This is a genomic window from Mucilaginibacter boryungensis (assembly GCF_015221995.1).
GTDB lineage: Bacteria > Bacteroidota > Bacteroidia > Sphingobacteriales > Sphingobacteriaceae > Mucilaginibacter > Mucilaginibacter boryungensis.
Genome location: NZ_JADFFM010000002.1, coordinates 329,015 through 353,556 on the forward strand (window position 1 = coordinate 329,015; position 24,542 = coordinate 353,556).

The window sequence follows — 24,542 nt, forward strand, 5'->3', positions numbered from 1 at the left end:
TGTATATCCTGTACATCTTCAATTCATAACCTGTGAAAAAAATTTTATCTGTAAGCTCGAAAAACGAATTAGCTGCATTTATTGATTTTCCGCACGATTTGTACAAGGACGATCCGTATTATGTCCCCGAACTTTTTATAGCACAAAGGGATTTGCTTACCAAGCACCCTTTTCATAAGCACAACCAGTTACAATGCTTTTTGGCTTATGATGGTGATAAGGTAGTTGGCCGTATTGCCGCCATTTTAAATAATGCCCACAACCAATATAATAAGGCAAACGATGGCTTCTTTGGTTTTTTTGATTGTATAAACGACCAGGAAACCGCTAATATGCTTTTTGATATAGCCACCAAGTGGCTAAAGGGCAAAGGCGTAATAGGTAAAATAATGGGCCCGGTTAACTTTTCAACTAACGAACCGTGTGGTTTACTGGTTGAAGGATTTGACAGTTCGCCGTTTTTAATGCAGACCTATAACTTCCCTTACTATGCCCAATTAATAGAAGGTTTTGGTTTCCAAAAAGATGTTGACCTGATTGCCTGGCATTGGGACGGGAATAACTACGATGACAAATCGGTAAAGCTGCTTAACGCGTTAACCGAGCGCTTGAAACGCAATAACATTATCATTCGCAAGGTAAACCTGAAGAACTTTAAGGAAGAAACGATAAAACTGCGCGAGGTGTACAATTCGGCCTGGGACCAAAACACCGGCTTTGTCCCCTTAACCGACGAGGAATTTAATTACCTGGCGGCAGACCTAAAACTCATATTAGATCCTGACTTTGCCCTGGTTGCCGAGCAGGATGGAAAAATTGTAGCATTTGGTTTAGCGCTGCCCAACTATAACGAGATATTTAAGAAAATTAAACGCGGGCGCTTGTTACCTACCGGCATTTTCAAACTATTGTTAGGTAAAAAGAAGATACAAAGCCTGCGCATTTATGCTTTAGGCGTGGTTGAAGGTTACCGCAAAATGGGTATCGAGGCTGTTTTATACGGTACAATTATTAAAAACTATACCGAAAAAGGTCTTAAACACGCTGAAGCCGGTTGGACGCTTGAAAATAACACAATGATTAACGAGGCTATAAAAGCCATTAAGGGCGATCCTTATAAAAAATACAGGCTATACCAAAAACAGATATGAGGGAACGGGTTTTGATAACCGGAGCGAGCGGTTTTGTAGGGTATCATTTGGTGGAGGAAGCGTTACGGAACAACCTGGAAGTGTTTGCAGCAGTAAGAAAAAGCAGCCAGACAGAGCATCTTAAACACCTGGATATTAAATACACTTATCCTGATTTTGATAACTTGGCAGCCCTGCAAAAGGAATTTGAGGATAACCAATATCATTATGTGATACACGCGGCAGGCTTAACCCGGGCAAAAAACCAGCAGGCCTACAACGCGGTAAATGTAAACTATACTGTTAATTTGGCTAAAGCAGCTGCGGCATCGGCAACGTTTAAAAAATTTGTTTTTATAAGCAGCCTGGCAGCGTTAGGGCCATTACATACCTTAACCGGTATTATTAATGATAACAGCATACCGCGCCCTGTAACATCATACGGTAAAAGTAAATTGCTGGCCGAAGAGAAATTGAAAACCATTGCAGGTTTAAATTGTACTATACTTCGCCCCACCGCCGTTTACGGTCCGCGCGATAAGGATATTTACATTGCGCTTAAACAATTTGCTAAAGGATTTGAGCCCTACATAGGTACCGCCGCGCAAAAGCTAAGCTTTATTTATGTAACAGACCTTGCCAAAGCAAGCGTAAGGGCGTTATTCAGCGGCAAAAACCAGGCTTATAATTTAAGCGATGGTAATTTTTACGATAGATATGAATTAGCTGACATTACAAAAGATATATTGCGCAGCAAAACATACAAAATTCATTTACCTGTCAACTTTGTGAAAATTATTGCATCGGTATCTGAATTTGTTGGTTATTTGCGCAGTCAAACACCAGTGCTTAACAGGGAAAAATTGCATGAGCTTACTGCAACCAACTGGCATTGCAGTATTGAAGAGGCGAAGCACGATATGGGCTTTTATCCCCAACACGATCTGAAAGCCGGATTACGAGAAACAATAAGCTGGTACAAAGCCAATAAATGGCTGTAGATCAGTATACACTATATCATACGAAAAATAGAATCAAAACCAATGAAAATTAACATTCAGCCCGCCGAAGGTAAACTTGGTATTTTAATACCTGGCCTTGGGGCAGTTGCAACCACAATTATTGCCGGCGTTGAGGCCGTGAAAAAAGGCATCTCAAAGCCAATAGGCTCGCACACCCAAATGGGAACCATCCGGTTAGGAAAAAGGACCGAAAACCGTAACCCTAAAATTAAAGATTTTGTACCATTGGCCAGCCTTAACGATATTGTTTTTGGCGGGTGGGACGTATTTTCTGATAACGTATACGAGGCAGCGATGAACGCCGAAGTATTGGAACCAGGCCTGCTTTTCTCTGTTAAAGAGGAATTGGAAAAGGTAGTGCCAATGAAGGCGGCGTTTGATAAAAACTACGCTAAAAACCTTACCGGCGAACACATAAAAACCGGTACACGTTTAGAAATGGCCAACCAGTTGATGGAAGACATCAAAAACTTTAAAGAGAAAAATGGCCTTAACCGCGTAGTGGTACTATGGTGCGGATCAACCGAGATATACTTTGAACCATCTGATGTACACAGCAGCCTGGCTAAGTTTGAAGCCGGTTTAGCGGCCGATGATCACCTGATATCGCCAAGTATGCTTTATGCTTATGCTGCTTTAAAATTAGGTATACCATTTGTTAATGGTGCCCCTAACTTAACTGTAGATACCCCGGCCTTAATTGAACTGGCTAAACAAACCAAAACCCCAATTGCCGGCAAGGATTTCAAAACAGGCCAGACCCTGATGAAAACCATTTTGGCACCAGGCCTGGCTGCACGCTCATTAGGTGTACGCGGCTGGTTCAGTACCAACATTTTGGGTAACCGTGATGGTTTGGTGTTAGATGATCCGGATAACTTTAAAACTAAGGAAGTATCGAAACTGGGCGTGCTGGAAGATATATTGAAGCCGGAAGAAAACCCTGACCTGTATGGCGATATTTTCCATAAGATCCGTATCAACTACTATCCGCCGCATGGCGATAACAAAGAGAGCTGGGACAACATCGACATTTTTGGCTGGTTAGGCTACAAAATGCAGATCAAAATTAACTTCCTGTGCCGCGATTCTATCCTGGCCGCACCGGTAGCGTTAGACCTGGCTATATTTATCGACCTGGCTAAACGCGCGGGTATGGTAGGCATACAGGAGTGGTTATCGTTCTACCTTAAATCGCCGCAAACCGCGCCTGGCCTGCAGGCAGAGAATGATATATTCAAACAACTGCAAAAACTGGAAAACACCCTGCGTTACCTGATGGGCGAAGACCTGATCACGCATTTAGGGCTTGATTATTACGACGACGTTTTTGCCGACTCGAATAAATAACGGCCTACTATATCAATACAAAGGGCGCAGCAGTATCTTATTGCTGCGCCCTTGCTATTCAGCACATTTATTCTCTCTTTGTCATCCCTACAACATACCCATACATTAGCCAAACATTTGACTTTTTGACCACAATAGTCTATATAGATTTTTTTTAACTTTGGGCGTTTTACAAGCATACCCCCGGTATACCCTAATTCGGACAAACTAAATGTGACTTTAGGCCGTAAGTAGGTGTTAATAAGAAGCAAGGCGGCTTCATCTATTGTAAATAAAGTGCTTAATTCTGGCACTGTTTTACAATTATTTACGGCAAGATAAGTTTGTATAGTGTAATTGTATTTTGAGCAAATGAACTTTAATCATATTTCTAAATTTTCTTTATTCTTTCTTCTGTTATTTTGTTCATTCAATGTAATTGCGCAAAACACCGCGGTTTCGGGTACCATAACCGATGCCAACACTCATCAGCCGCTATCTTTTGTAACCGTATCATTTGTTAACTCAACCATTGGCATTAACAGTAATGACCAGGGTAAATACAGATTAAGCTCATCTCAACAATATTTCCAAATAAAGGCCACGTTTGTAGGCTATAAGCCTGCTTTGCTAACCATCGTCCCTGGTAAAGAGCAAGTGGTTAATATCAGGTTATTTCCCGAGGCTAAGGCATTACAGGAAGTGACCATAAAATCGGCCAAGAGGCCAAAATATACCAACAGGGATAACCCGGCTGTTGAACTGATTCGTAAGGTGATAGAGAACAAACCGAAGAATCGCCCCGAGGCTTATGATTATGTTGAATACCGGGCGTATGATAAACTACAGTTATCGTTCATTAACGTATCAGATAAACTGGCCGAAAAGAAATTCTTCAGGAAATATAAGTTTATTTTAGATAATCGCGATACTACGCTGATACCGGGTAAGTCGTTGCTGCCTATGTACCTGACCGAAAAACTAACCCAGAATTATTATCGCAAAAATCCTGAAAAAAAACGCACCATAATTTTAGGAGAAAAAAGCGTTGATTTTGGCAGTTTTATAGATAACGATGGCCTTGGCCAGTACATCAAGCATATTTATGCCGATGTTGATATCTATCAAAATAATATATTTTTGATCACTAACCAGTTTCTTAGCCCCATATCAAACTCGGCGCCAACGTTTTATAAATTTTTTATTACAGATACGGTGGTAGTGAACAATACCAAGCTGGTAAAACTAAGCTTTACGCCGCGTAACACTACCGATATGCTTTTTGAGGGCAATATTTACATTACCCTTGATGGTAATTATGCCGTACAAAAAGCCGAACTGGTTATTAACAAAAACATCAACCTTAACTTTGTAAAATCGTTACGGGTTAACTTAGATTTTGAACAAAACCCTGATAAACGCTATCACCTTAGCCGGAGTGACATTTTAGCCGACTTTGGCCTAAATAAGAAAAAGAACGGCGGCATATTTGGCGACAGGACTATTACTTTTAAAAACTACATAGTTAACCAGCCCCGGCCCGATACAACCTATACCACCGCCGAAGCTACCGAGATAGCCGATGAGGTGAAGCACCGCAGTGATGACTTTTGGGCTAAAAATCGTTTAGATACGCTAACTACGGCCGAATCTAAAGTTTATAAAAATATTGACAGCCTGCAGAAAATGCCCTCGTTCAGGCGCACTATGGATATTGCCACCCTACTGTTAGCTGGCTATAAATCATTCGGCCCGTTTGAGGTTGGCCCTTCAAACGCGTTTTACAGCTTTAACCCTATTGAAGGCTTACGCCTGCGTTTAGGCGGCCGTACTACCCCCGAATTAAGTAAGCGCTATTATTTTGAAACTTATGGCGCTTATGGCTTTACCGATAAGAAATGGAAATATTTTGGCAGCGCCACTTATTCCCTCAACGATAAATCTATTTATAAATTCCCGCAGAACTATGTGCGTATAAGCGTACAAAAAGATACTAAGATACCGGGACAGGCTTTGCAATTTGTACAGGAGGATAACTTTTTACTATCCTTTAAACGTGGGGAAAATGATAAATTCTTGTATAACGATAACTACAAGATCAACTACGTGCATGAATATGCCAGCCATTTCTCGTACGCATTAGGCTTTAATAACTGGACACAGCAACCGGCCGGTTCGTTGTATTCTATTAGTAATGCCAATACGGCTACGCCAAATGTGGTAAATCACTTAACCACATCTGAAGCTTCGCTGCAGTTACGTTATGCCCCGCACGAACAGTTTTACCAGGGCAAAATATATCGTATACCTATCCCTAATAAGTACCCCATTGTTACTTTTAACTATATCCAGGGTATTAAAAACGTGTTTAACAGTTCGTACAACTATCAAAATGTGGACCTGCGGTTTGATAAACATTTTTACGAATCGTTCCTGGGGTATTCTGATATATCGTTGGAAGGCAACCGCATTTTTGGCCAGGTACCTTATCCGCTGCTTACCATTCATCAGGCTAACCAAACCTATGCTTACGATATAGAATCGTACAACCTGATGAACTTTTTAGAGTTTGTGAGCGACAAATATGTGGCTTTAAAAATTGACCAGCACTGGCAAGGGCTCTTCTTTAACAAAATACCATTGCTAAAAAAATTAAAGTGGCGCGAAACAACCACCTTTAAATTATTGTATGGTAGTGTAGGTGATAATAATAATCCGGGTATCCATCCCCAGTTATACCAATACCCCATTGAAAAAAACGGCGCCCCAATTACTTATGCATTGGGTAACACGCCATATATTGAAGGCAGTGTAGGTATAGAAAATATATTTAAACTGATCAGGATTGATGCGGTTAAACGTTTCACCTACCTGGATCATCCCGGCGTTGCAACCTGGGGCATACGTACACGTGTTAAATTTGATTTTTAACTTTTATCTTTAAAGCAATTTAGCATACAATATGGAAAGCCAGGTTACTAATCCCAACAATACATCCTTACGTACCAGTTTGCAGCTGGGCATTTATAAGGTTATTGATCCGTTTGTTAAACTTTTAATTAAGTTAGGCTTAACGCCAAATATGGTAACGTCTATTGGCTTTGTGCTAAACGTTGGTGTAGCTGTAATTTTTATTATTGGCGCCGAAGAAGGCAACCGCGGCGATTTGCGATATGTAGGCTGGGCCGGCGGATTGATACTTTTTGCTGGCCTGTTTGATATGCTTGACGGCCAGGTTGCACGTTTGGGCAACATGAAATCTACCTTTGGGGCTTTGTACGATTCAGTGCTTGACCGTTATAGCGAACTGATCATGTTTCTGGGTATATGTTATTACCTGGTAGGGCATCATTATTTTATCAGCTCTATAGCCGCTTTTATTGCTATGATAGGGTCTATGATGGTAAGCTACGTGCGTGCGCGTGCCGAAGGCCTGGGTATTGAATGCAAAGGGGGCCTGATGCAAAGGCCTGAACGGGTAGTGACCATTGGTTTGTTTGCCATACTATGCGGCGTAACGTCGTTATATATTGGTGGCGATTGGAAACTGTATATCCCCGGCGTTAAGTACCATGTATTTGAAACCATATCTATATTCACTATACCTATTGTAGCCCTTTCGTTTTTAACAAATATTACTGCCTTTAACCGGCTGATCGATGCAAAAAGATCGTTGTTGGAAAAAGACAAAACTAACTCCTCTAATTAATGCGTTTACTATTTTCATTGCTGCTCTCGTCAACATTATTTCTACAAGGGTTCTCGGTCAAAAAATTTAATACTACTGCCTCCGAAACGGATACCGTTAAACGAAACCTGAAAAAGGACATCCACTTTCCCGAACCGGCCAATATTTCTAAATTATTCTATATACAGCGCGACCCGAATACCAATACGCTGATATATGAATTAAACACCGATAAATCAGGCGAATTGGATACCGACAACCCGCTGCATGTATATTGGATACGTTATGCCGAAAAAGGGCAGCGCGAGGAATTGAATTATATACAACGCAAATTTGCTTATGGCGTTACCTCAAAACAGGTAAAAAGCAATCAATTTGATATCAGATTTGTAGCGTATAAAAAAATGCCCTTAAATTTGCAGAAGAGCGATGATGGGAAATACCATATCTTTGCAACAATTGCAAAAAAACAAGCTATACTAAATCGTATATTTGTTAAAGTTGAAGGCGGATCGTTCTGGATACCCAATATTGTATATGTGGAAATGAAAGGTACCGACCCTGCCACAGGTAAAGAGATCATGGAACGTTTTAAACCCTGATTAAGCGTTATGAAAAAGAATTATGTGTCGAACTCGACAGAGAGTGTGAGGATGTTTAAAAGCGACTTTTTAGAAAGTCTGTCGAAAGTACATTTTACTGTGCCCTTGTTTGCCTTTATCCCCGTTATTTTAATTTGCAGCTATGTAGCGCTTTTTAAAACAGGCTTAGGTATACTTAACTTTTTTGAAATGCTGGCCGCAGGTTTATTTATTTGGACATTGACCGAATACATACTGCACCGCTTTGTATTCCATTATATACCTAAGGCACCCTGGGCATTAAGGCTGCATTTTATATTCCACGGCGTGCATCATGATTATCCCAGCGATGCTAAACGCCTGGTAATGCCATTATCAGCCAGTATACCTTTGGCTACCGGCTTCTTTTTCCTTTTTAAATACCTGCTGCCAACCAATCATGTTTACGGTTTTTTTGCTGGTTTTATAATCGGTTATTTGGTTTATGATATTGGCCACTATGCCATTCACCACTTTAACTTTAAAGGCGGGTTATGGAAAAAAATAAAACAGCACCATATGCTGCACCACTATCAGGACCCAAGCAAAGGCTATGGTGTAAGTTCAGCCCTTTGGGATAAAATATTCCAATCGGATTTCCCTAAGAAACAAGTATGAACCAAGCCGAAGTTCCGGGCGTTGCAGTAAATGCCAGGTCTATTACTTTAGTTACAATCATTTCTGTTGTTTATTTATTACTATCACGATATTTAGTAGGTTTTAAAAGTGATGAGGTAGTGCTGGTGATTATCTGCAATGCACTATTTTACCTGGCGCCTATTACCCGCAAATTTATTACGGGCTTCTGTATTTTTGTAGTGTACTGGATAATTTTTGATTATATGAAGGCTTTTCCTAATTATAATTACAACCCGGTACACATTAAAGATCTGTACGACTTTGATAAAAGCCTTTTTGGCATCCGTTACAATGACAAATTAATAACCGCGAATGAATACTGGCTGATTAACCACACTACAGCCGTTGATGTAATAACCGGCCTGTTTTATTTGTGCTGGATACCTGTGCCCCTTGGCTTTGCCACTTATCTTTTCTTTACCCATAAAAAGGAGTTTCTATATTTTGCACTTACGTTTTTTACAGTGAATATACTGGGCTTTATTGTTTACTATATCTATCCTGCTGCGCCGCCCTGGTATGTTCAGTTGCATGGTTTTCAATTTTTCCCGCATACTACAGCGCATATTGGTGGCCTGGCCCGTTTCGATAAATTTTTCCATACCAGTGTATTTAAGGGTATATATACTAAAGGATCGAACGTATTTGCCGCTATGCCCTCGTTACATTCGGCCTATCCCGTTATTGTATTGTTTTACGGCTTAAAAAACCGGCTTGGCTGGATAAATATATTTTTCGCTATAGTAATGTTGGGTATTTGGTTCACTGCTGTATATGCCAGCCATCACTATGTAGTGGATGTATTGTCAGGCATAGTGTGTGCTATAACAGGCATTTTATTATTTTTTTTCATCGCCAGATTTAACCGCTTACAATCATTTTTAAATAGGTACGCAAAAGTAATTTCCTAATTTATAAGCTCATTTTGCTTGGTATCAATATTTTTAATTACAAATTAATTCCGGCTCCTTTACAAAACTTCCTGAAATACTGTTTGCTGGTAAACGGCATATTATTTGTGTAAATGTTTATAACTTGCATACACATGAAATACTTTTTTTTACTATCTACTTTTATTTTGACAGCTGTTACGCTGACAACGCGTGCCCAAACAGGTACGGTAGTAGATAGTATTAAACCCGCAATATTAGCTTCCCTTCCCGATTCTATTAAAACGGGCACAAATCAAAATACGTTAAACCCGGATACATCCAGGCACCTGTTGGCCGAAAATTTAGGCCCCAAGGTTATTCTTTATAAAAGCTATGTGAAGGTTGAGCCTGCCATGGTAACCCCATTTGTTATAGCAAGCGATGCCGAGATGCAGGCCACTTTAATTAAAAAGATCTCCCCGCTTATTGCGCCTTTTTTTGCGGCCGATACCGCTAAGGATGACCTGACACAGCGGATGCCAGCAAGCATAACAGACCTTAAGCGCCAAATTGGCCTGGTAACCAACGACACCTTACGCGCATTGTATTACCAAAAAATAGCGAACTATTATTTAAAATACGACTCGATAGCGCTGAAGCGTACACGCACCGTTTACCAGGACGCCGCCGCCGATTACACCATTAAAGCACTGCATTCGTATTCACGGTATAACGATAGCAATGGCTTGCTGCTGAGTTTTAATAACCTGGTGAGAATCTATAAGGACCAAAAGAAATTTAGCCAGGCCAAATGGTTCATCCTGCAATCAAACACTATATCGCGTATGCGGAACGATACCCGGAATGTAATAGCCAGTTTAATTGAGTTAGCCGGGATAAAAATGTCTATAAAAGACTATAAACTGGCCCAGCGCGATTTGGATGAAGCCTTAAGCCTGTCGTCACAAAATCATTTCTCTAAACAGGAGTCAATGGTGCAAACAAGCTATGCATCATTATATACTCATCTGAATATGCCTCAAAAAGCTGCTGCTGCTTTAAAACGTCACGATGTTATCGAAGATTCTATTGTAAAAGCCGAACAGGCCCGCACCTTAGCCGCGCTTAAAGCCCAGGATTCAACCCAGCAAGCTAAAAAAAAACTATTGACAGCCGTAAGCAAGAAATCTTCAAAAGCAAGCTCAGCGAAGAAAACAGTATCATTATAATATTAGTTGCCAGCATTACGTTAATAGTTGCCGTCTTATTAATTTACTATCGTAAAAAGAAGTTAAATAAACAATAAAGCAAATTTACTTTAGTGTGATTAAACCTAAGGGATTAAAGGGCAGTCATAAAGGCAATTATGAGGAAAATGATTTTTGGAGGGGGATTACTTCTCATGCTTACTTTAATAGTAAGCACCGCCCGCACACAATACCGCCCGGCAACCGCCGAGAGCTTTAAACAGGAATTTTTAAACTATATTAACACTACGCGTGCCAGAGGCTGCAATTGCGGTACCAAATGGTTCCCGCCAGCGCCGCCGCTTAGCTGGAACACCTCGCTGCAAAAATCTGCTTTCAGGCATGCTAAGGATATGAACGATAAGAGTTACTTTAGCCATACCAGTAAAGACGGCCGTAGTATGCAGGACAGGATTGTATTTGCCGGTTATATATTTAATGGTTACAAAAGCTTTATCATTGGCGAAAACATTGCTGAAGGCCAGCAAAGTATCAGACAAGTAATGCAAGAATGGTTTGCAAGCGAGGGCCATTGCCATAACCTGATGAATCCCGCCTTTAGAGAAATAGGTATAGCACAATATAATGATTACTGGGTGCAGGACTTCGGCGGTCGCGAATCCTATAGCCCGGCCGAGCAAAGGGCTTTAGAAAGTGGCCAGGCCCGGGTAAGTACTTTGGATAAAGGCAAAAACTAACATTTAATTTTTATTTAAACATCAGTACCAATAACAAAAAAGGTGTAAGTATCCGTACTTACACCTTTTTTGTTGATATGAACAGTTCTTATTTATTTTTATCTGTTTTTATCCATTTTTATTTATTTTCTAATTTTGATGCCGCCGCCGTATCCAAAAACCACTGCACACCACCATCTTTTCTGATCAGTTGTGCCGGATACTCTTCAATGTCGGCAGCATCTTCCAGCACATGGTGCACGGCTATAGCCTTGCCCTCACCATATACTAAGAAAGCGATATGCTTGGCCGCATTGATCATCGGTGCGGTCATGCTAATACGGTATACCTGCTGGTCTTCCAGCCAAACTTCCTTAACCGATACGGTATCGTCATGCAAGATGGGCGTATGGGGAAATAACGAGGCCGTGTGGGAATTATCCCCTAAACCTAATAACACCAAGTCAAATACCACGGGTTTACCTTCAAAGTACCCGTTAATGGTATCGGCATAGGCCTTAGCCGCGCCAGCCGGACTATAACTCGTATCAACCGGGAATACTTGCTTTCCATCAATATGCAGCGCATCAAACATGGCAGTTTTAGCCATCAGGTAATTGCTGTCTTTATCGGTATGCTTTACGTTACGTTCATCGCCGAAAAAGAAATCAACTTTTGACCAGTCTGGTTGGTCTTTATAAGCCGGGGAAGCCAGTAACTCGTACAATTTCTTTGGTGATGACCCGCCGGATAATGATACCGAAAAGCGGCCATGATCGGCAATTGCTTCGTTGCCGGCTTTTATAAAAAATCCTGCTAAATTGTCCAATACTTCGGCTTCCGTAGCCGATATATTTAGTTTCACGCCCATTATTTCTTCCCGTTTAATGGTAACGTAAACCAATGGAAACCATCGCGGGCTATTAAAGCTTCAGCATTTTCCGGGCCCCATGAATCGGCTGAATAGTTAGGGAAGCTCAGGCTCTTTTTCCTTTGCCATGCGTTCAATATCGGCATAATCAGTTCCCAGGCACTTTCAACCTGGTCGCCGCGCATAAACAGGGTTTGGTCGCCCAGCATGGTATCCAGCAGCAAGGTTTCATAAGCCTCTGGCGCCTGGTTGGTGTAAGTACCTTTATAATCAAATACCATGTCAACAGCATTCAACACCATATCCAATCCGGGGCGTTTGGCCTGTACCTGCAGGCGGATGCTCATTTCAGGCTGTATGCTAATGATAAGCCTGTTTTGCTGCCAGCTTTCGCTTGATTCTGAAGGGAATACCCTATGCGGTACATCCTTAAACTGGATGGTAATTACCGATGCCGATTGGTGCATGCGCTTACCGGTACGCAGGTAAAACGGGATGCCTTGCCAGCGCCAGTTGTCTATAAAAAATTTAATAGCGGCAAAGGTTTCAGTGTTCGATTCCGGGTCGACATTCGATTCTTCCCGGTAACCCGGCACTTCCTTGCCTTCCATCCAGCCTTTGGCGTACTGTCCACGCACGGCCGAGTTACGCACATCATCGGCGCTGAAAGGACGCATTGCACGCAATACTTCAACTTTACGGTTGCGTACCTCGTCCGAATCGAAACTGATAGGCGTTTCCATAGCCACCAGGCAAAGTAGCTGCAGCAAGTGGTTTTGTATCATATCCCGCAATGCCCCCGAACCTTCATAGTAATCGCCGCGGTCTTCCACGCCTAATTGTTCGGTTACAGATATCTGCACGTGTTCAATATAGTTACGGTTCCAAAGCGGTTCAAACAGCGAGTTGGCAAAACGGAATGCCATAATATTCTGCACTGTTTCTTTACCCAGGTAATGGTCGATACGATAGATCTGGCGCTCATCAAAAATGTTAGCCAGCAGTTTATTCAGTTCCTTTGCCGAATCCAGATCGTGCCCAAACGGTTTTTCAATAACTATACGTACACGTTTGGTATCCTCGGTTAATTTGGCTTTAGCCAGATTTGAAGCAATAATGGGGAAAAAGTTAGGAGACACCGCCAGATAATAGATTACGTTGGCTTTGGTTTTCCATTCTTTATTATACCCTTCTATCTTCCCGCCAAATTCTTTATAGGTTTCCGAATCTTTGATATCAGAGACCTGGTAGGCTACATGTTTCGAGAATTCGTCCCATTTCTTTTTATCGGCCTTACCACTGCGTGAAAAACTGTTGATGCCTTCCAGCAATTTTTCCTGGTAAGCTTCGTCGGTAAATTTGGTACGGCCGGTACCTATAATGGCAAAGTTTTCGGGCAACCACCCATCTAAATATAAGTTATATAACGCCGGGGCCAGCTTGCGCATGTTTAAATCGCCGGTGCCGCCAAAAATTATAAATATGGTTGGTTCTGTATGTGTGCTTGGGTTCATGTCTTTCTTTTTAATTGTTGGTTTTAGCCATCCACTCTGTATGGAATACGCCCTCTTTGCCAATCAGCTCGTAGGTGTGTGCACCAAAAAAGTCGCGTTGTGCCTGGGTTAAGTTAGATGGCATGCGTGCGCTGCGGAACGCGTCAAAATAGCTTAAGCTGGCTGTAAATGCAGGTGCAGCTATGCCCGCAGCAATAGTTTTTGATAATACCGAACGGGTACCTGGCACTACTTCATTAACCAGTTTTTGCACACCGCCATCAAGCAGCAGATGGGCTAAACCGCTATCTTTAGTATAAGCATTATAAATATCGTACAGGAATTTAGAACGGATGATACAGCCCGCGCGCCATATCTTGGCTATTTCCGCCAATTTCAGATCGTATTTATATTCTGCAGATGCATTGGTTAACAAGTGCATGCCCTGCGCGTAAGAAATGATCATAGTGAAGTAGAACGCCTGCTCCAGTTCGGCCAGGAATTGCTCTTTGTCATCTACATTAATAACAGGCACATCGCTATATAACTCAGACGCCTGTACGCGCAGTTGTTTGTATTTAGACAGATCGCGCATCGCTACCGCTGTATCTACCGTAGGGATGGGTGCTTGCAGATCCATTGCTACCTGCGATGTCCATTTACCGGTACCTTTGGCACGGGCTTCGTCCTTAATATCGTCAATCAGTAAATGATCGGTACCCGGCGCTTTGAACAGAAAAATATCTTTTGTGATATCCAGCAAAAAGCATTGCAGGCGGCCATCGTTCCATTTAGCAAATACCTTTTGGATGGCATCATTATCCATCTTCAGGCCTTTTTTCATAATCTCGTAGCTTTCGGCTATCAGTTGCATCAGGCCATATTCAATACCGTTGTGCACCATTTTTACAAAGTGCCCTGCCGCGCCAGGACCAATATAGGTTACACATGGCTCGCCATCTTCGGCTTTGGCAGCAATAGCTTCCAATATCGGTTTCATTACATTATAGGCTGCCTTATCACCGCCCGGCATAATGCTTGGCCCGCGGCGCGCGCCATCGGCACCACCCGATACACCCATCCCAAAAAAGTGGAAACCCTGGCTTTCTAATTCCTCAACCCTGCGGTTGGTATCGGTAAAGTGCGAGTTACCCCCATCAATTAAAATATCGCCCTTATCCAAATACGGTAAAAGTTCGGCAATTACATCATCAACAATTTTACCGGCAGGTACAAGCATCATAATAGCCCGCGGGGTACTTAGGCTGGCAATAAAAGGTTCAACTTCGCTAAAGCCTTTCAGATTTTTATTTTTATCCTCCTGTTCAAGTAAAGCGCCTTTGCTGGCATCCTTATCAAAACCGGCCCCGGCAAAGCCGTGGTCGCCCATATTTAATAGCAGGTTACGGCCCATAGTGCCCAAACCTATCATCCCGAAGGCATATTTTTTTTCTGTATCGCTCATTTTAATTGAGGTTTTCTTTTTTCAATTGTTCTAATATCTGTTTGGTTGTTTCAAAACCGGTGTGCTGGAACGATCGGATACCCAGTTTTTGCGCGGTGGCAACAAACATAGCCCTGTCATCGAAATAAACGCATTGCTTAGGCGATACCTGTGCAATGCCCATGGCCAACTGCCATATCCCCGGATCGGGTTTACGCATTTTTACTTCGCACGATGAGATGAACGCGTCGAAACAATCGTGCAAACCAAATTTCTTTACCCGATAATCGTTCAGTTCCTTACCCTCGTTATTAATGGAAATTACCCTGAAGCCGCAGTCTTTTTTCCATTGTTTTAACCAAGCCAGCATATCTGGTAATTCAACCGATTGCTCAAAAATGAAAGCTTTAAAATCTTCGCGGGTAAAATCGCGCTCGTGGTTAAATATTACCGTATCCAGGTATTCATCCAGCGTAATACTACCAATTTCGTACACGTTAAAAATGAAATTATGCAGGGCGTTCACCTCTGCATAATCCAGTTTAAATTGTTCGGATGCCAGTTTGCGCGACTCGTTTCCCCAGCCGTTGGTGAGCAGTATACCACCCACATCAAAAAACAGGATCTTTATCCGGTCGCTATGCATGGCATTGATTAAGCTTTGTTTTTTTGCTCCTCAATGGCATTCAGCAATTTTTCGAAAGGCTTGTTAAATTTATCAATCCCTTCGTCTTCCAACTGCTGTGTTATCTTGTCAATATCAATCCCAGCTGCTTTTAACCTTTCTAAAGTTTCGGTAGCCTTATCAAGGCCCAATGTTAAAGTATCTGCAGCTACACCATGATCGCGGAAAGCTTCAATGGTTTCTAATGGAACAGTGTCCACAGTATCGGCACCAATTAATGCCTCAACATACTTAGTATCTTTAAATGCAGGGTTTTTGCTGCTGGTGCTGGCCCATAGTAAACGCTGTGGTTTGGCGCCTTTAGCTTCCAGTTTTTTCCAGCGCTCGGTGCTGAATACACGTTTGTATATTTCGTAAGCTTTTTTAGCCGACGCGATAGCAACCTCACCTTTCAAATCGCCTAAGCCTTTTTCATCAAGCATTGGGTCAACCAATACATCAATACGGCTTAAAAAGAAACTGGCTACCGATGCTACTTTGCTTACATCGCCGCCGGCTGCTAATAAATCTTCCAAACCAGCAATATAGGCTTCGGTAACTTCTTCGTAGCGTGGCAAACCAAACAATAAAGTAACGTTGATATTTATGCCTTTAGCAATAGAATCGCGAATGGCTTTTAAACCCGGTTTAGTACCGGGGATCTTTATCATTACGTTCTCGCGGTTAACTTTTTTCCAAAGTTCTTCGGCCTGTTTGGTGGTACCCTCGGTATCTAAAGCCAAAAACGGCGATACTTCCAAACTAACATAACCATCAGCACCTTTTACTTCTTCGTTATAAACACCCTCAAATAGCTTTGCCGCGTTTTGGATATCTGTAATAGCCAGGTTAAAAAATAACTCTTCGTTAGTTTTTGCGGTTTTTGCAAGTTCAGCAATCTCTTTATCATAAGCAGAACTGCTGCTGATGGCTTTTTCAAAAATTGCCGGGTTTGAAGTTACACCGCGTACGCCATCATCATCTATCAGGCTTTTTAATTTACCGTTTGATATGATCTCGCGGTCTATAAAATCAAGCCAGATGCTCTGACCAAAATCATGTATTTGCTTTACTTTATTAGTTGCCATGGTATGCTTGTTTTATTTTTACGTATATTTCTATTTTGTAGATGTATTTAGTAGACATTAATTATTGGCTGCAACCAATACTTCCAGGTTATACCCCATAAAAAGGCCGCTTTCAATTACCCCTGTTATGGCTTTAATGTCTTTTTCAAAGTGGCTGTGCATATTATTAAAGCGGCAGTCTAATATTAAGTTACCGTTCTCTGTAATGCAGGGGCCGTCTTTCCCTTTTGCCGGCCTTAAAACTATTTCATTTGCACCAATTTTCTTCAATTCTTCCTCTACATGCAATAAAGCTTGGGGGAATACTTCAATAGGTACCGGAAAATTCGTGCCTAATTTATCTACAATTTTTGATTCATCAACTATAATATAATTAATTGGGCTGCAACTCATCAATAATTTCTCTTTAAACATAGCGCCGCCCCGTCCTTTTATCAGGCTTTTGTTGGGATCAACCTCATCCGCGCCATCAAACAGCCAGTTGGGTTTATGCTCAAATAAAGTAGTTAAGGGTATACCCCATTTACTGCAAAACATGGAAATTTCCAGTGATGTTGGGATAGCCCTAATATTCAGCTTTTCCTTTTTAACCCGCTCAGCAATAGCCAGCAAGGCCAGGTAGGATGTTGACCCCGAACCTACGCCCAGCACGTCGCCATCCTTCACCTTCGCCGCTATCTCGGCCGCTACCTTTTCTTTTCCGTTGCGGTTAGTGATCTCGGCGGGCCACTCCAGGTTATTAATTAAACTATTTTCCATTAGCTATGACAAATCCGGAACCGTTATATACTCTGGTTCGCGGCGCTAAACTCCTGATTATTTTATAATAGTGCTTTAGCCCTTTTTACTACATTATCAACTGTATATCCAAAATGTTTATACAGGTCTTCCGCCGGGGCCGATTCGCCGAAGGTGGTCATACCTAAAATATCACCTTCATCTGTCACATATTTGTGCCAGCCCAGTGGTGATGCCATTTCTACAGCCAAACGCTTCTTGTTTGCTTTAGGGAACACTTTTTCCTTGTAGGCGGCATCCTGTTTTTCAAACAATTCCCACGATGGCATGCTTACCACACGGGTTGATATACCGTCTTTTTCCAATTGTGCCTGCGCATCCAATATCAGCGATACTTCCGATCCAGTCGCTATTAATATCAAATCGGGTGTTTTACTGGCTTCTGATAGTATGTAGGCGCCCTGCTCCAAACCCGTGGCTTTGCTGTATTTGTTTTGATCCATAATTGGCAGCCCTTGCCGGGTGAATACCAATATTACGGGGCCGCCCTGGTGTTCTAATGCTACACGCCAGGCTTGCGCTGTTTCATTGGCATCGGCGGGGCGTATTAATGTAATGTTAGGAATAGACCGTAATGATATCAGTTGTTCAATTGGCTGGTGGGTGGTGCCATCCTCACCCAAACCAATGCTATCGTGCGTATATACAAATATTGGCCTAATCTTCATGATAGCAGCCAAACGGATGGGCGGGCGCATGTATTCAGAGAATATCAGGAAGGTAGCGCCAAAAGGTATTACACCTTTGGTTAAAGCCATCCCATTCAGGGCCGAGCCCATAGCATGTTCACGAATGCCGAAATGGAAATTACGCCCATCGCGGTTCTCGCTGGTGAACGAATCAAATTCTTTCAGGTTAGTTTCTGTTGATGGCGCCAAATCGGCTGCGCCGCCTATCAAATGCGGCAGGCATTCAGCAATAGCGTTCAGCACCTTTCCCGATGCCTGGCGGGTGGCCATCTTTTTATCAGATGGTTCAAAGGTTGGCAGCTTATCAAGCCAGCCTTTAGGTAGTTTGCCTGCGGCCGCTTGTTCATATTCAGCTGCCAGTTCAGGGAACTTATCTTTATATTCGGCAAAAAGCTCGTTCCAGTCGTCTTCTTTTTTGCCTTTCTCCTCGCCTATTTGCTTATAATATTTAGCCACTTCAGGCGGAATATTGAAGTTCTTATTGGGGTCGAATCCGAAAAATTCCTTCACCAGCTTCATTTCCTCTTCGCCCAGCGGCGCGCCGTGCGACCCTGCCGTACCCGATTTATTGGGGCTGCCATAAGCAATAAGCGAACGTACCCTAATTAATGACGGCTTTTGTGTTTCGGCCTTAGCGTTAATAATGGCTAATTGTAAAGCATGAATATCGTTAACATCATCAACAAACTGCACATGCCAGCCATAGGCTTCAAAGCGTTTGCTCACATCCTCGTTAAAAGCAATATCGGTGCTGCCTTCTATTGAAATGTGGTTATCATCATACAGGTAAATAAGGTTGCCCAACTCCAAATGCCCGGCTAATGAAGCCGCTTCAGAGGTTACCCCTTCCATCATATCGCCATCACTGCATATGGCATAAATATGATAGTCGAATATGGGGAAATTTGGTTTATTATAACGGGCCGCCAAATGCTTTTGGGCTATAGCGAAGCCTACACCATTGGCAAACCCTTGCCCCAGCGGGCCGGTTGTAACATCAATACCCGGCGCCAGGCCATATTCGGGGTGACCGGCAGTTTTGCTGTTCATTTGGCGAAAGTTCTTTATATCATCCAGGCTGATATCGTAACCCAATAAGTGTAAAAAGCTGTATTGCAACATACAGGCATGCCCTGCCGAAAGTATAAACCTGTCGCGGTTAGCCCAATCAGGGTTTTTAGGGTTAAAGTTGATAAACTCTTTCCATAACACATGACCCATTGGGGCCAGCGCCATAGGCGTACCGGGGTGACCTGAATTTGCTTTTTGTACCGCATCGGCCGATAATATCCTTACTGTATCAATGGCTAATGTTTCAATGTTCTTATCTAACGACATAATTTGCTTTTCGTGATGTAAATGTGATTTATTTTTTGGCAGCTACTGCTGTGCCTTTTAATTCTTTTTCCTGCCAAAGCCTTGCCCCACCTTTGATCCCCTGTTCGTTGGTAACCAGTTTCATGTTTTTATCCAGCTTCATGTCAAGCTTGCGTGCGTTGCCACCGCCTATATATAAATAGTCGTAATTGAATACTGTTTTTAATATTTTAAAAACCTTCTTCATACGCTTGTTCCACTTTTTAACACCCAGGTCGTCAAGCGCTATATCGCCGATATAAACATCATAATCCTTTCCTTTTGCTACCGGGTGATGTGAAATTTCAAGGTGAGGCAATAATATCCCGTCTAAAAAGAACGCCGTACCAAAACCTGTACCCAACGTGATCACCATTTCAAAGCCTTTGCCATCAACCACACCAAGGCCCGCCATATCGGCATCATTAACTACACGTGCGGGTTTACCCAGCTGGGTTTGTAATTCTGTTTGCAAATCAAACCCGCTCCAGGCTTTATTACCCAAATTGGGGGCAGTAACTACCACACCGTTTTTGATATAGCCAGGAAAGCCAACTGAAATTTTATCGTAAGCAGGAAAATTTTTCACCAGGCGCTTAATAGCCTTCAGCATATTTTCAGGTGTCGACGGCATGGGTGTCTCTATCTTTTCATACTCCATAGTCAAGTCGCCTTGTTTATTCAGGACGGTGGCTTTTACATGCGAGCCGCCAACATCAATAGAGAGCACATTTAATTGCCCGGTAGTTTTTTTCATGCTTAGTTAGATAGGTGGTTGAACTGAAGTCAAATATCAGCTATTATAGCAACAAATATGATCAATTCAGTATCAAAATATTAACATGATATTGTAAAGGTTTGTTTGGGGTGAGAGATTGGAGATTGAAGGTTAAAGATTAGGCAATAGGTTCACAAAAAAAATCCAATGCTTTTCAGCATTGGATTTTTTTATTAAAAGGCTGGGAGAACTAATCTTTAATCTTCAACCTCTAATCTTTATATCAATTATAAATAAAACTGCCATCGCCGCGGCGTTGCAGGTTGCGGCCGTTACGTGTTGGCCTGCCGCTCCATTTTTGCAGGTTAAGACGGAACCCTACCAGGAAGTAACGGCTTAGTGAACTTGATACCGTATTGGTTACACCTGTAACGGTAGCCGATTGGGTAATATAATTATTCTGGTGCAGCAAGTCGAACACATCGAATGTAAGTGTAAACTGACGCCGCGCGCCAAACTCCTTTTGAAAACCGGCATCGATTACCAAAGGTGTGGCTTTGCTTTGCGGTACATTGCTTACGTTAGGCGAAATAGTTTGATTAATAAATTGTTTTGAAGCATCGTAATGCACCTGGTAGGTTTTAAAGAAGTAGAACCGTCCATCCAAACCAAACGAATTAGTTACTGCTTTGCTTGAAGAACCATCGGCCGAGTTAAAACCACGTGACAGACTTGTGCCAAAGAATGGGTTAAACTCAACATTATCAGTCGGGGTAATACGCGGACCAAAACGCTCATTAAAGTTCCATGATGTTTGATGGTAAAGCACGCCCTGGCTCATGGCCATCGTATAACCATAGTTTACACGGCCTATCAGGTTTAGGTTATAACGCCTATCGGCTAATTGTTTCGATATAACATAGTTACCACCTAACCCTTTTGAACCACTGATGTTCACATAGTTTATATAACGGATTGATCGTTTACTGCCTGTAGGGCTGCCCGGAATAGGTACCAGTTGTGTGACCGTATTAGTGGTAATATCATCAGTATAATAGTTAGCGTTACCATTTAATGAGATATTAAAACGCGAGTTAGGGAAATAATTGTTGTACTGAATGGTTACCTGGTTGTTTAACCCGGCCTTTAATTTAGGATTACCTACTACAATATTATTAGGGTCGGTATTATCAATAAAAGGTTGTATCTGTTGAAACTGCGGCTCTTCATTAGTACCGGTGTAAAAAATGTTCAGTCTTTGCGTGCGCGACCATGCATATGAAAAGCGGAATATTGGTAACACCCTGAAGATACTGATCTCGGTTGGTACAAAGCTTTGCGAATTATTATCCAGTTTAGTGCCGTCTAAATGATAAGGCATTAACGTAGTACCTAATGACATGTTAACCTTGGTACCGTTGTAACGATAATTCAATGCCATGCGGGTTTCGGTAGTGTTATAGTTAAATATCAGGTCCGTTTCCTTAGTTCCGGCGGCTTGAATGGAGTCGGTGACGTTATCTGTACTATGCGAATTACGTGTCATCTGGGCGTTCAACTCCAAACGTGATAAACCGCCCAGTGGCTCAGAATAGGTCATACTACCGCGAAACGTGTTAGTGGTGTTATTTTTTATGGTGATCAAATTTGCAAACAAGTCCTGTTGCAGATTATTGAACGTACTATCGGCATAGTTGATAGTGTGGCTTTGGTTTGTTCCGTTAGATTTACTGTCGGTATGGTTATAGCTTAACTGAGTTGAAAAGTTGCGGCCCGGCTTTCTGAAACGGTGATTAAATAATGCCAGGGCGCCGTAGGTGGTAGTTGGCGTTTTGTTAGAGGTTGTACCGTTAACTACCTGATGTTCATAGCTGCCATCTTTATAATGGGTGCTTGCGTTTCGTGATGATGTTGTTTCATTTTCTGAGGTAGAATAAGAATAGCTCGGCTGCACCTGCAAATAATTTAAGCTGTCGATATCATAATCTAACTCAAAACTGGCCCCTCTTCTGAACGAATTACGCTGCGATGTGCCATTGTTGGTAAAATCGCTGCTTTTAACAACCGTACTGCTATTGGTACCGTAACTTTCGCTAACCGAGTTATTTTTAGTAAAACCATAGGTAGCACTGCTGTTTATTTGTATTTTTTTGTTTAGCTGGTCGCGGTAATTGATGGAAGGTGCAAAACTTTGGGTGGTGCCCGGATTACTGTTGCCACCCCCGCCACCGCCATTGGCGCTGCTGGCTAACCCTGTTGACTGTACACCGGTTACTGTGTTCCTGAAGTTAGCAATAACACCAATTTGTTGGTTACCATTAATGCGCTGCAGGAAAAGGTTGCCGTTATACCTGTCGTTATTACCTGCCTGCCCAATTAAACGCCCCGTTGTACCTACAGATCTATCGGCCTTGGTGGTTACGTTCAATATCTTTTGCGGATCGCCGTCTTTAATGCCGCTATGCGCGGCAGCATCCCCGTAATCATCAACTACCTGGGCTTTTTCAATAATTTCGGCAGGCAGGTTTTGTACAGCCTGGGCTACATCGCCCCCGGCATAATCTTTACCGTTCAGTTTCACCTTGGTAATAGCCTGTCCCTGGTGGGTTACACTCCCATCGCTACCTACTTCAAAACCTTCCATTTTTTTCAGTAACTCATCTAAAGTAGCGTTGGGGCGTACTTTATAATCGCTGGCGCGGTACTCTATCGTGTCAACCTTATAAGTGATGCTTGGGGTACCGTTAATCACTACTTCTTTAAGCTGCTGCGCTTCGGACTTCAGTACAATAGGATCAAGCGTTAAACGCGGTACCGCATCGTTATTTAATAATCGTTTTACTTGTGGGCGATAACCTAAACTACTTACACTAAGTACAAACGTGGCCGATTTTACATTTTTAAATATGAAGATACCATCCGCATTAGTAGCAGTACTAAGGGTATCGTGCGGCGATGTTAATTTAACTACCGCTCCCGGCAGGGTAGTATCGGTCGAATCTTTAACTATACCACTTACCTGCCTTGATGGCAAAGGCGGGGGCAATGATTGCGACCGCTGACCATTTTGTGCAGGCACCTGCGCGTATACTGTAGCGGCAAATAATAAGGTAATTAATATAAGTAGTGATCGTTTCATCAGTGATAAGTTGAATAGTGCAATAAGCGCCCTGCCTGTCTGTGCAAACAGGGCTTTTAAGTTTTACTTGTGATATGAGCTAATTATTGTGCTTTTTTAGCCAGGGTATATTTACCCCAAAAATCAGTCGGGGTCATCATATCCTGTATGTTAAAACCGCCGCCAAAGCCGCCACGGTTACCACCACCGCCGCCACCCCGGTTGCCGCCACCACCGCCAAAGCCGCGATTACCACCGCCGCCACCGCCACGGTTGCCACCACCAAAGCCAGCGTTACCGCCGCCATCGGCCTGAATGTTGCCGTTATTACCACCACCATTACGGTCGCCGCCGTTACGGTCATCGCGGTTACGGTTAAATTGTATGCCATTCACCTTCAGGTTGTAAGCAATCTCTTTTGATTTATCTACCGATAAACCTAATTGGCTAAGCGGTACAGCTATTTCATACACCAGGTTACCGTTAGCATCATAAGCAACTGCTGCTTTAATACTATATTCATTATAGATAGATATTACGCTATCGGGGATATCTTTAAAACCACGCAGTTTAATTTCTTTAATGCTGGCAATGGCTTGCGCACGCTGAGCGGCAATAGTTGCCGAATCAGGCGGGCCTTGCTGGCCACCGCCAAAACCACCCTGCCCACGCTGGCGGCCTCCCTGCCCACGCATAGCTGCACGGTTAATTACCGGGAACACTATTACAAAGGCATCCTTATCTTTCTTTTTGCCTTCGGTATTTATAGTAAAATCGACCCCACCTGCCAATATTTTAGCAGTAGTTTGCTGATCGGCAGACTTAACGGCCAGGTACAGGTTCTTATCGTCGTTGGCTATGGTATAGTTAACATTTACGGTTTTGTTGTTGGCTTCTAACGAGTTATTCCACTCGGTAAGCTTTCCGTCAACCTTAATATTTGCAGGTGCCCACACACTGCCGGCCTGCACATTTTGCGCTTTTGCAGCTAATAAACCCAGGCTAATGCTTAAAGTAAGCAGGCTGGTTTTAATTAATGTTTTAGCGTTAGTATTCATCTTGCTTTTCATTTTTTAAGG

General features: G+C 42.5%; 20 protein-coding genes. 10 read left to right on the plus strand and 10 right to left on the minus strand.

Translation table 11 applies throughout. From position 1 onward, the window contains the following. The first annotated feature begins 32 nt into the window (after nucleotides 1-32). From IRJ18_RS14315 to IRJ18_RS14360, 10 genes are all read left to right on the plus strand, one after another. The gene (locus tag IRJ18_RS14315; RefSeq protein WP_194107003.1) at nucleotides 33-1,151 is read left to right on the plus strand and encodes a GNAT family N-acetyltransferase; all 1,119 of its coding nucleotides are present in this window, start codon (nucleotides 33-35) and stop codon (nucleotides 1,149-1,151) included. Next, nucleotides 1,148-2,131 (plus strand): NAD-dependent epimerase/dehydratase family protein, encoded by a 984-nt coding sequence (locus tag IRJ18_RS14320; protein ID WP_194107004.1) that lies wholly within the window; start codon nucleotides 1,148-1,150, stop codon nucleotides 2,129-2,131. The genes IRJ18_RS14315 and IRJ18_RS14320 overlap by 4 nt, the downstream gene beginning before the upstream one ends. A gap of 42 nt (nucleotides 2,132-2,173) precedes the next feature. Beyond that, nucleotides 2,174-3,502, plus strand: coding sequence for an inositol-3-phosphate synthase (locus IRJ18_RS14325; protein ID WP_194107005.1), 1,329 nt, complete (start codon nucleotides 2,174-2,176; stop codon nucleotides 3,500-3,502). 351 nt (nucleotides 3,503-3,853) lie between these two features. Further along, a complete protein-coding gene (locus IRJ18_RS14330) occupies nucleotides 3,854-6,412 on the plus strand; it encodes a DUF5686 and carboxypeptidase-like regulatory domain-containing protein (protein ID WP_194107006.1) in 2,559 nt (852 codons plus the stop codon). Nucleotides 6,413-6,443: 31 nt separating this feature from the next. Continuing rightward, nucleotides 6,444-7,190: a CDP-alcohol phosphatidyltransferase family protein gene (locus IRJ18_RS14335; RefSeq protein WP_194107007.1), complete on the plus strand. Its 747-nt coding sequence runs from the start codon at nucleotides 6,444-6,446 to the stop codon at nucleotides 7,188-7,190. Next, nucleotides 7,190-7,771 carry a DUF4833 domain-containing protein gene (locus IRJ18_RS14340; protein WP_194107008.1) on the plus strand — a complete coding sequence of 194 codons (582 nt, stop codon included), beginning with the start codon at nucleotides 7,190-7,192 and terminating at the stop codon, nucleotides 7,769-7,771. Before IRJ18_RS14335 ends, IRJ18_RS14340 begins: the two co-directional genes overlap by 1 nt. Before the next feature lie 9 nt (nucleotides 7,772-7,780). Further along, nucleotides 7,781-8,407, plus strand: coding sequence for a sterol desaturase family protein (locus IRJ18_RS14345; protein WP_194107009.1), 627 nt, complete (start codon nucleotides 7,781-7,783; stop codon nucleotides 8,405-8,407). Further along, the gene (locus tag IRJ18_RS14350) at nucleotides 8,404-9,339 is read left to right on the plus strand and encodes a phosphatase PAP2 family protein (protein ID WP_194107010.1); all 936 of its coding nucleotides are present in this window, start codon (nucleotides 8,404-8,406) and stop codon (nucleotides 9,337-9,339) included. Before IRJ18_RS14345 ends, IRJ18_RS14350 begins: the two co-directional genes overlap by 4 nt. 134 nt (nucleotides 9,340-9,473) lie before the next feature. Further along, a complete protein-coding gene (locus IRJ18_RS14355; RefSeq protein WP_194107011.1) occupies nucleotides 9,474-10,529 on the plus strand; it encodes a tetratricopeptide repeat protein in 1,056 nt (351 codons plus the stop codon). Nucleotides 10,530-10,702: 173 nt separating this feature from the next. Next, nucleotides 10,703-11,245 carry a CAP domain-containing protein gene (locus tag IRJ18_RS14360; RefSeq protein WP_194107012.1) on the plus strand — a complete coding sequence of 181 codons (543 nt, stop codon included), beginning with the start codon at nucleotides 10,703-10,705 and terminating at the stop codon, nucleotides 11,243-11,245. Between the two features lie 118 nt (nucleotides 11,246-11,363). Here IRJ18_RS14360 and pgl read toward each other — a convergent pair whose 3' ends face one another. From pgl to IRJ18_RS14410, 10 genes are all read right to left on the minus strand, one after another. Then, nucleotides 11,364-12,095, minus strand: a complete 732-nt coding sequence (gene pgl, locus IRJ18_RS14365) for a 6-phosphogluconolactonase (RefSeq protein ID WP_194107013.1) — start codon at nucleotides 12,093-12,095, stop codon at nucleotides 11,364-11,366. After that, on the minus strand, nucleotides 12,095-13,609 hold the full coding sequence (gene zwf, locus IRJ18_RS14370) for a glucose-6-phosphate dehydrogenase (RefSeq protein ID WP_194107014.1): 1,515 nt from the start codon (nucleotides 13,607-13,609) through the stop codon (nucleotides 12,095-12,097). Before zwf ends, pgl begins: the two co-directional genes overlap by 1 nt. Before the next feature lie 10 nt (nucleotides 13,610-13,619). Next, nucleotides 13,620-15,053, minus strand: coding sequence for an NADP-dependent phosphogluconate dehydrogenase (gene gndA, locus IRJ18_RS14375; RefSeq protein WP_194107015.1), 1,434 nt, complete (start codon nucleotides 15,051-15,053; stop codon nucleotides 13,620-13,622). Nucleotide 15,054: 1 nt separating this feature from the next. After that, nucleotides 15,055-15,678, minus strand: coding sequence for an HAD family hydrolase (locus IRJ18_RS14380; protein WP_194107016.1), 624 nt, complete (start codon nucleotides 15,676-15,678; stop codon nucleotides 15,055-15,057). Between the two features lie 8 nt (nucleotides 15,679-15,686). After that, nucleotides 15,687-16,784: a transaldolase gene (gene tal / locus IRJ18_RS14385; protein ID WP_194107017.1), complete on the minus strand. Its 1,098-nt coding sequence runs from the start codon at nucleotides 16,782-16,784 to the stop codon at nucleotides 15,687-15,689. Nucleotides 16,785-16,841: 57 nt separating this feature from the next. Continuing rightward, nucleotides 16,842-17,543: a ribose 5-phosphate isomerase A gene (gene rpiA / locus IRJ18_RS14390; RefSeq protein WP_194107018.1), complete on the minus strand. Its 702-nt coding sequence runs from the start codon at nucleotides 17,541-17,543 to the stop codon at nucleotides 16,842-16,844. 62 nt (nucleotides 17,544-17,605) lie between these two features. After that, complete coding sequence (gene tkt / locus IRJ18_RS14395) at nucleotides 17,606-19,609, minus strand: transketolase (protein ID WP_228072870.1); 2,004 nt, start codon at nucleotides 19,607-19,609, stop codon at nucleotides 17,606-17,608. A 28-nt stretch (nucleotides 19,610-19,637) separates the two neighbouring features. Further along, a complete protein-coding gene (locus tag IRJ18_RS14400) occupies nucleotides 19,638-20,384 on the minus strand; it encodes an ROK family protein (RefSeq protein WP_194107019.1) in 747 nt (248 codons plus the stop codon). Nucleotides 20,385-20,628: 244 nt separating this feature from the next. Next, a complete protein-coding gene (locus tag IRJ18_RS14405; RefSeq protein ID WP_194107020.1) occupies nucleotides 20,629-23,484 on the minus strand; it encodes an outer membrane beta-barrel protein in 2,856 nt (951 codons plus the stop codon). A gap of 83 nt (nucleotides 23,485-23,567) precedes the next feature. Continuing rightward, nucleotides 23,568-24,533 carry a hypothetical protein gene (locus tag IRJ18_RS14410; RefSeq protein ID WP_228072872.1) on the minus strand — a complete coding sequence of 322 codons (966 nt, stop codon included), beginning with the start codon at nucleotides 24,531-24,533 and terminating at the stop codon, nucleotides 23,568-23,570. Between the last annotated feature and the right edge of the window lie 9 nt (nucleotides 24,534-24,542).

Bases quoted from the DNA above. Each gene is read 5' to 3' on its own strand.
- IRJ18_RS14320 (WP_194107004.1), top strand. From the start codon at position 1,148: ATGAGGGAACGGGTTTTGATAACCGGAGCGAGCGGTTTTGTAGGGTAT.
- IRJ18_RS14325 (WP_194107005.1), top strand. From the start codon at position 2,174: ATGAAAATTAACATTCAGCCCGCCGAAGGTAAACTTGGTATTTTAATA.
- IRJ18_RS14330 (WP_194107006.1), top strand. From the start codon at position 3,854: ATGAACTTTAATCATATTTCTAAATTTTCTTTATTCTTTCTTCTGTTA.
- IRJ18_RS14335 (WP_194107007.1), top strand. From the start codon at position 6,444: ATGGAAAGCCAGGTTACTAATCCCAACAATACATCCTTACGTACCAGT.
- IRJ18_RS14340 (WP_194107008.1), top strand. From the start codon at position 7,190: ATGCGTTTACTATTTTCATTGCTGCTCTCGTCAACATTATTTCTACAA.
- IRJ18_RS14345 (WP_194107009.1), top strand. From the start codon at position 7,781: ATGAAAAAGAATTATGTGTCGAACTCGACAGAGAGTGTGAGGATGTTT.
- IRJ18_RS14350 (WP_194107010.1), top strand. From the start codon at position 8,404: ATGAACCAAGCCGAAGTTCCGGGCGTTGCAGTAAATGCCAGGTCTATT.
- IRJ18_RS14355 (WP_194107011.1), top strand. From the start codon at position 9,474: ATGAAATACTTTTTTTTACTATCTACTTTTATTTTGACAGCTGTTACG.
- IRJ18_RS14360 (WP_194107012.1), top strand. From the start codon at position 10,703: ATGCTTACTTTAATAGTAAGCACCGCCCGCACACAATACCGCCCGGCA.
- pgl (WP_194107013.1), bottom strand. From the start codon at position 12,095: ATGGGCGTGAAACTAAATATATCGGCTACGGAAGCCGAAGTATTGGAC.
- zwf (WP_194107014.1), bottom strand. From the start codon at position 13,609: ATGAACCCAAGCACACATACAGAACCAACCATATTTATAATTTTTGGC.
- gndA (WP_194107015.1), bottom strand. From the start codon at position 15,053: ATGAGCGATACAGAAAAAAAATATGCCTTCGGGATGATAGGTTTGGGC.
- IRJ18_RS14380 (WP_194107016.1), bottom strand. From the start codon at position 15,678: ATGCATAGCGACCGGATAAAGATCCTGTTTTTTGATGTGGGTGGTATA.
- tal (WP_194107017.1), bottom strand. From the start codon at position 16,784: ATGGCAACTAATAAAGTAAAGCAAATACATGATTTTGGTCAGAGCATC.
- rpiA (WP_194107018.1), bottom strand. From the start codon at position 17,543: ATGGAAAATAGTTTAATTAATAACCTGGAGTGGCCCGCCGAGATCACT.
- tkt (WP_228072870.1), bottom strand. From the start codon at position 19,609: ATGTCGTTAGATAAGAACATTGAAACATTAGCCATTGATACAGTAAGG.
- IRJ18_RS14400 (WP_194107019.1), bottom strand. From the start codon at position 20,384: ATGAAAAAAACTACCGGGCAATTAAATGTGCTCTCTATTGATGTTGGC.
- IRJ18_RS14405 (WP_194107020.1), bottom strand. From the start codon at position 23,484: ATGAAACGATCACTACTTATATTAATTACCTTATTATTTGCCGCTACA.
- IRJ18_RS14410 (WP_228072872.1), bottom strand. From the start codon at position 24,533: ATGAAAAGCAAGATGAATACTAACGCTAAAACATTAATTAAAACCAGC.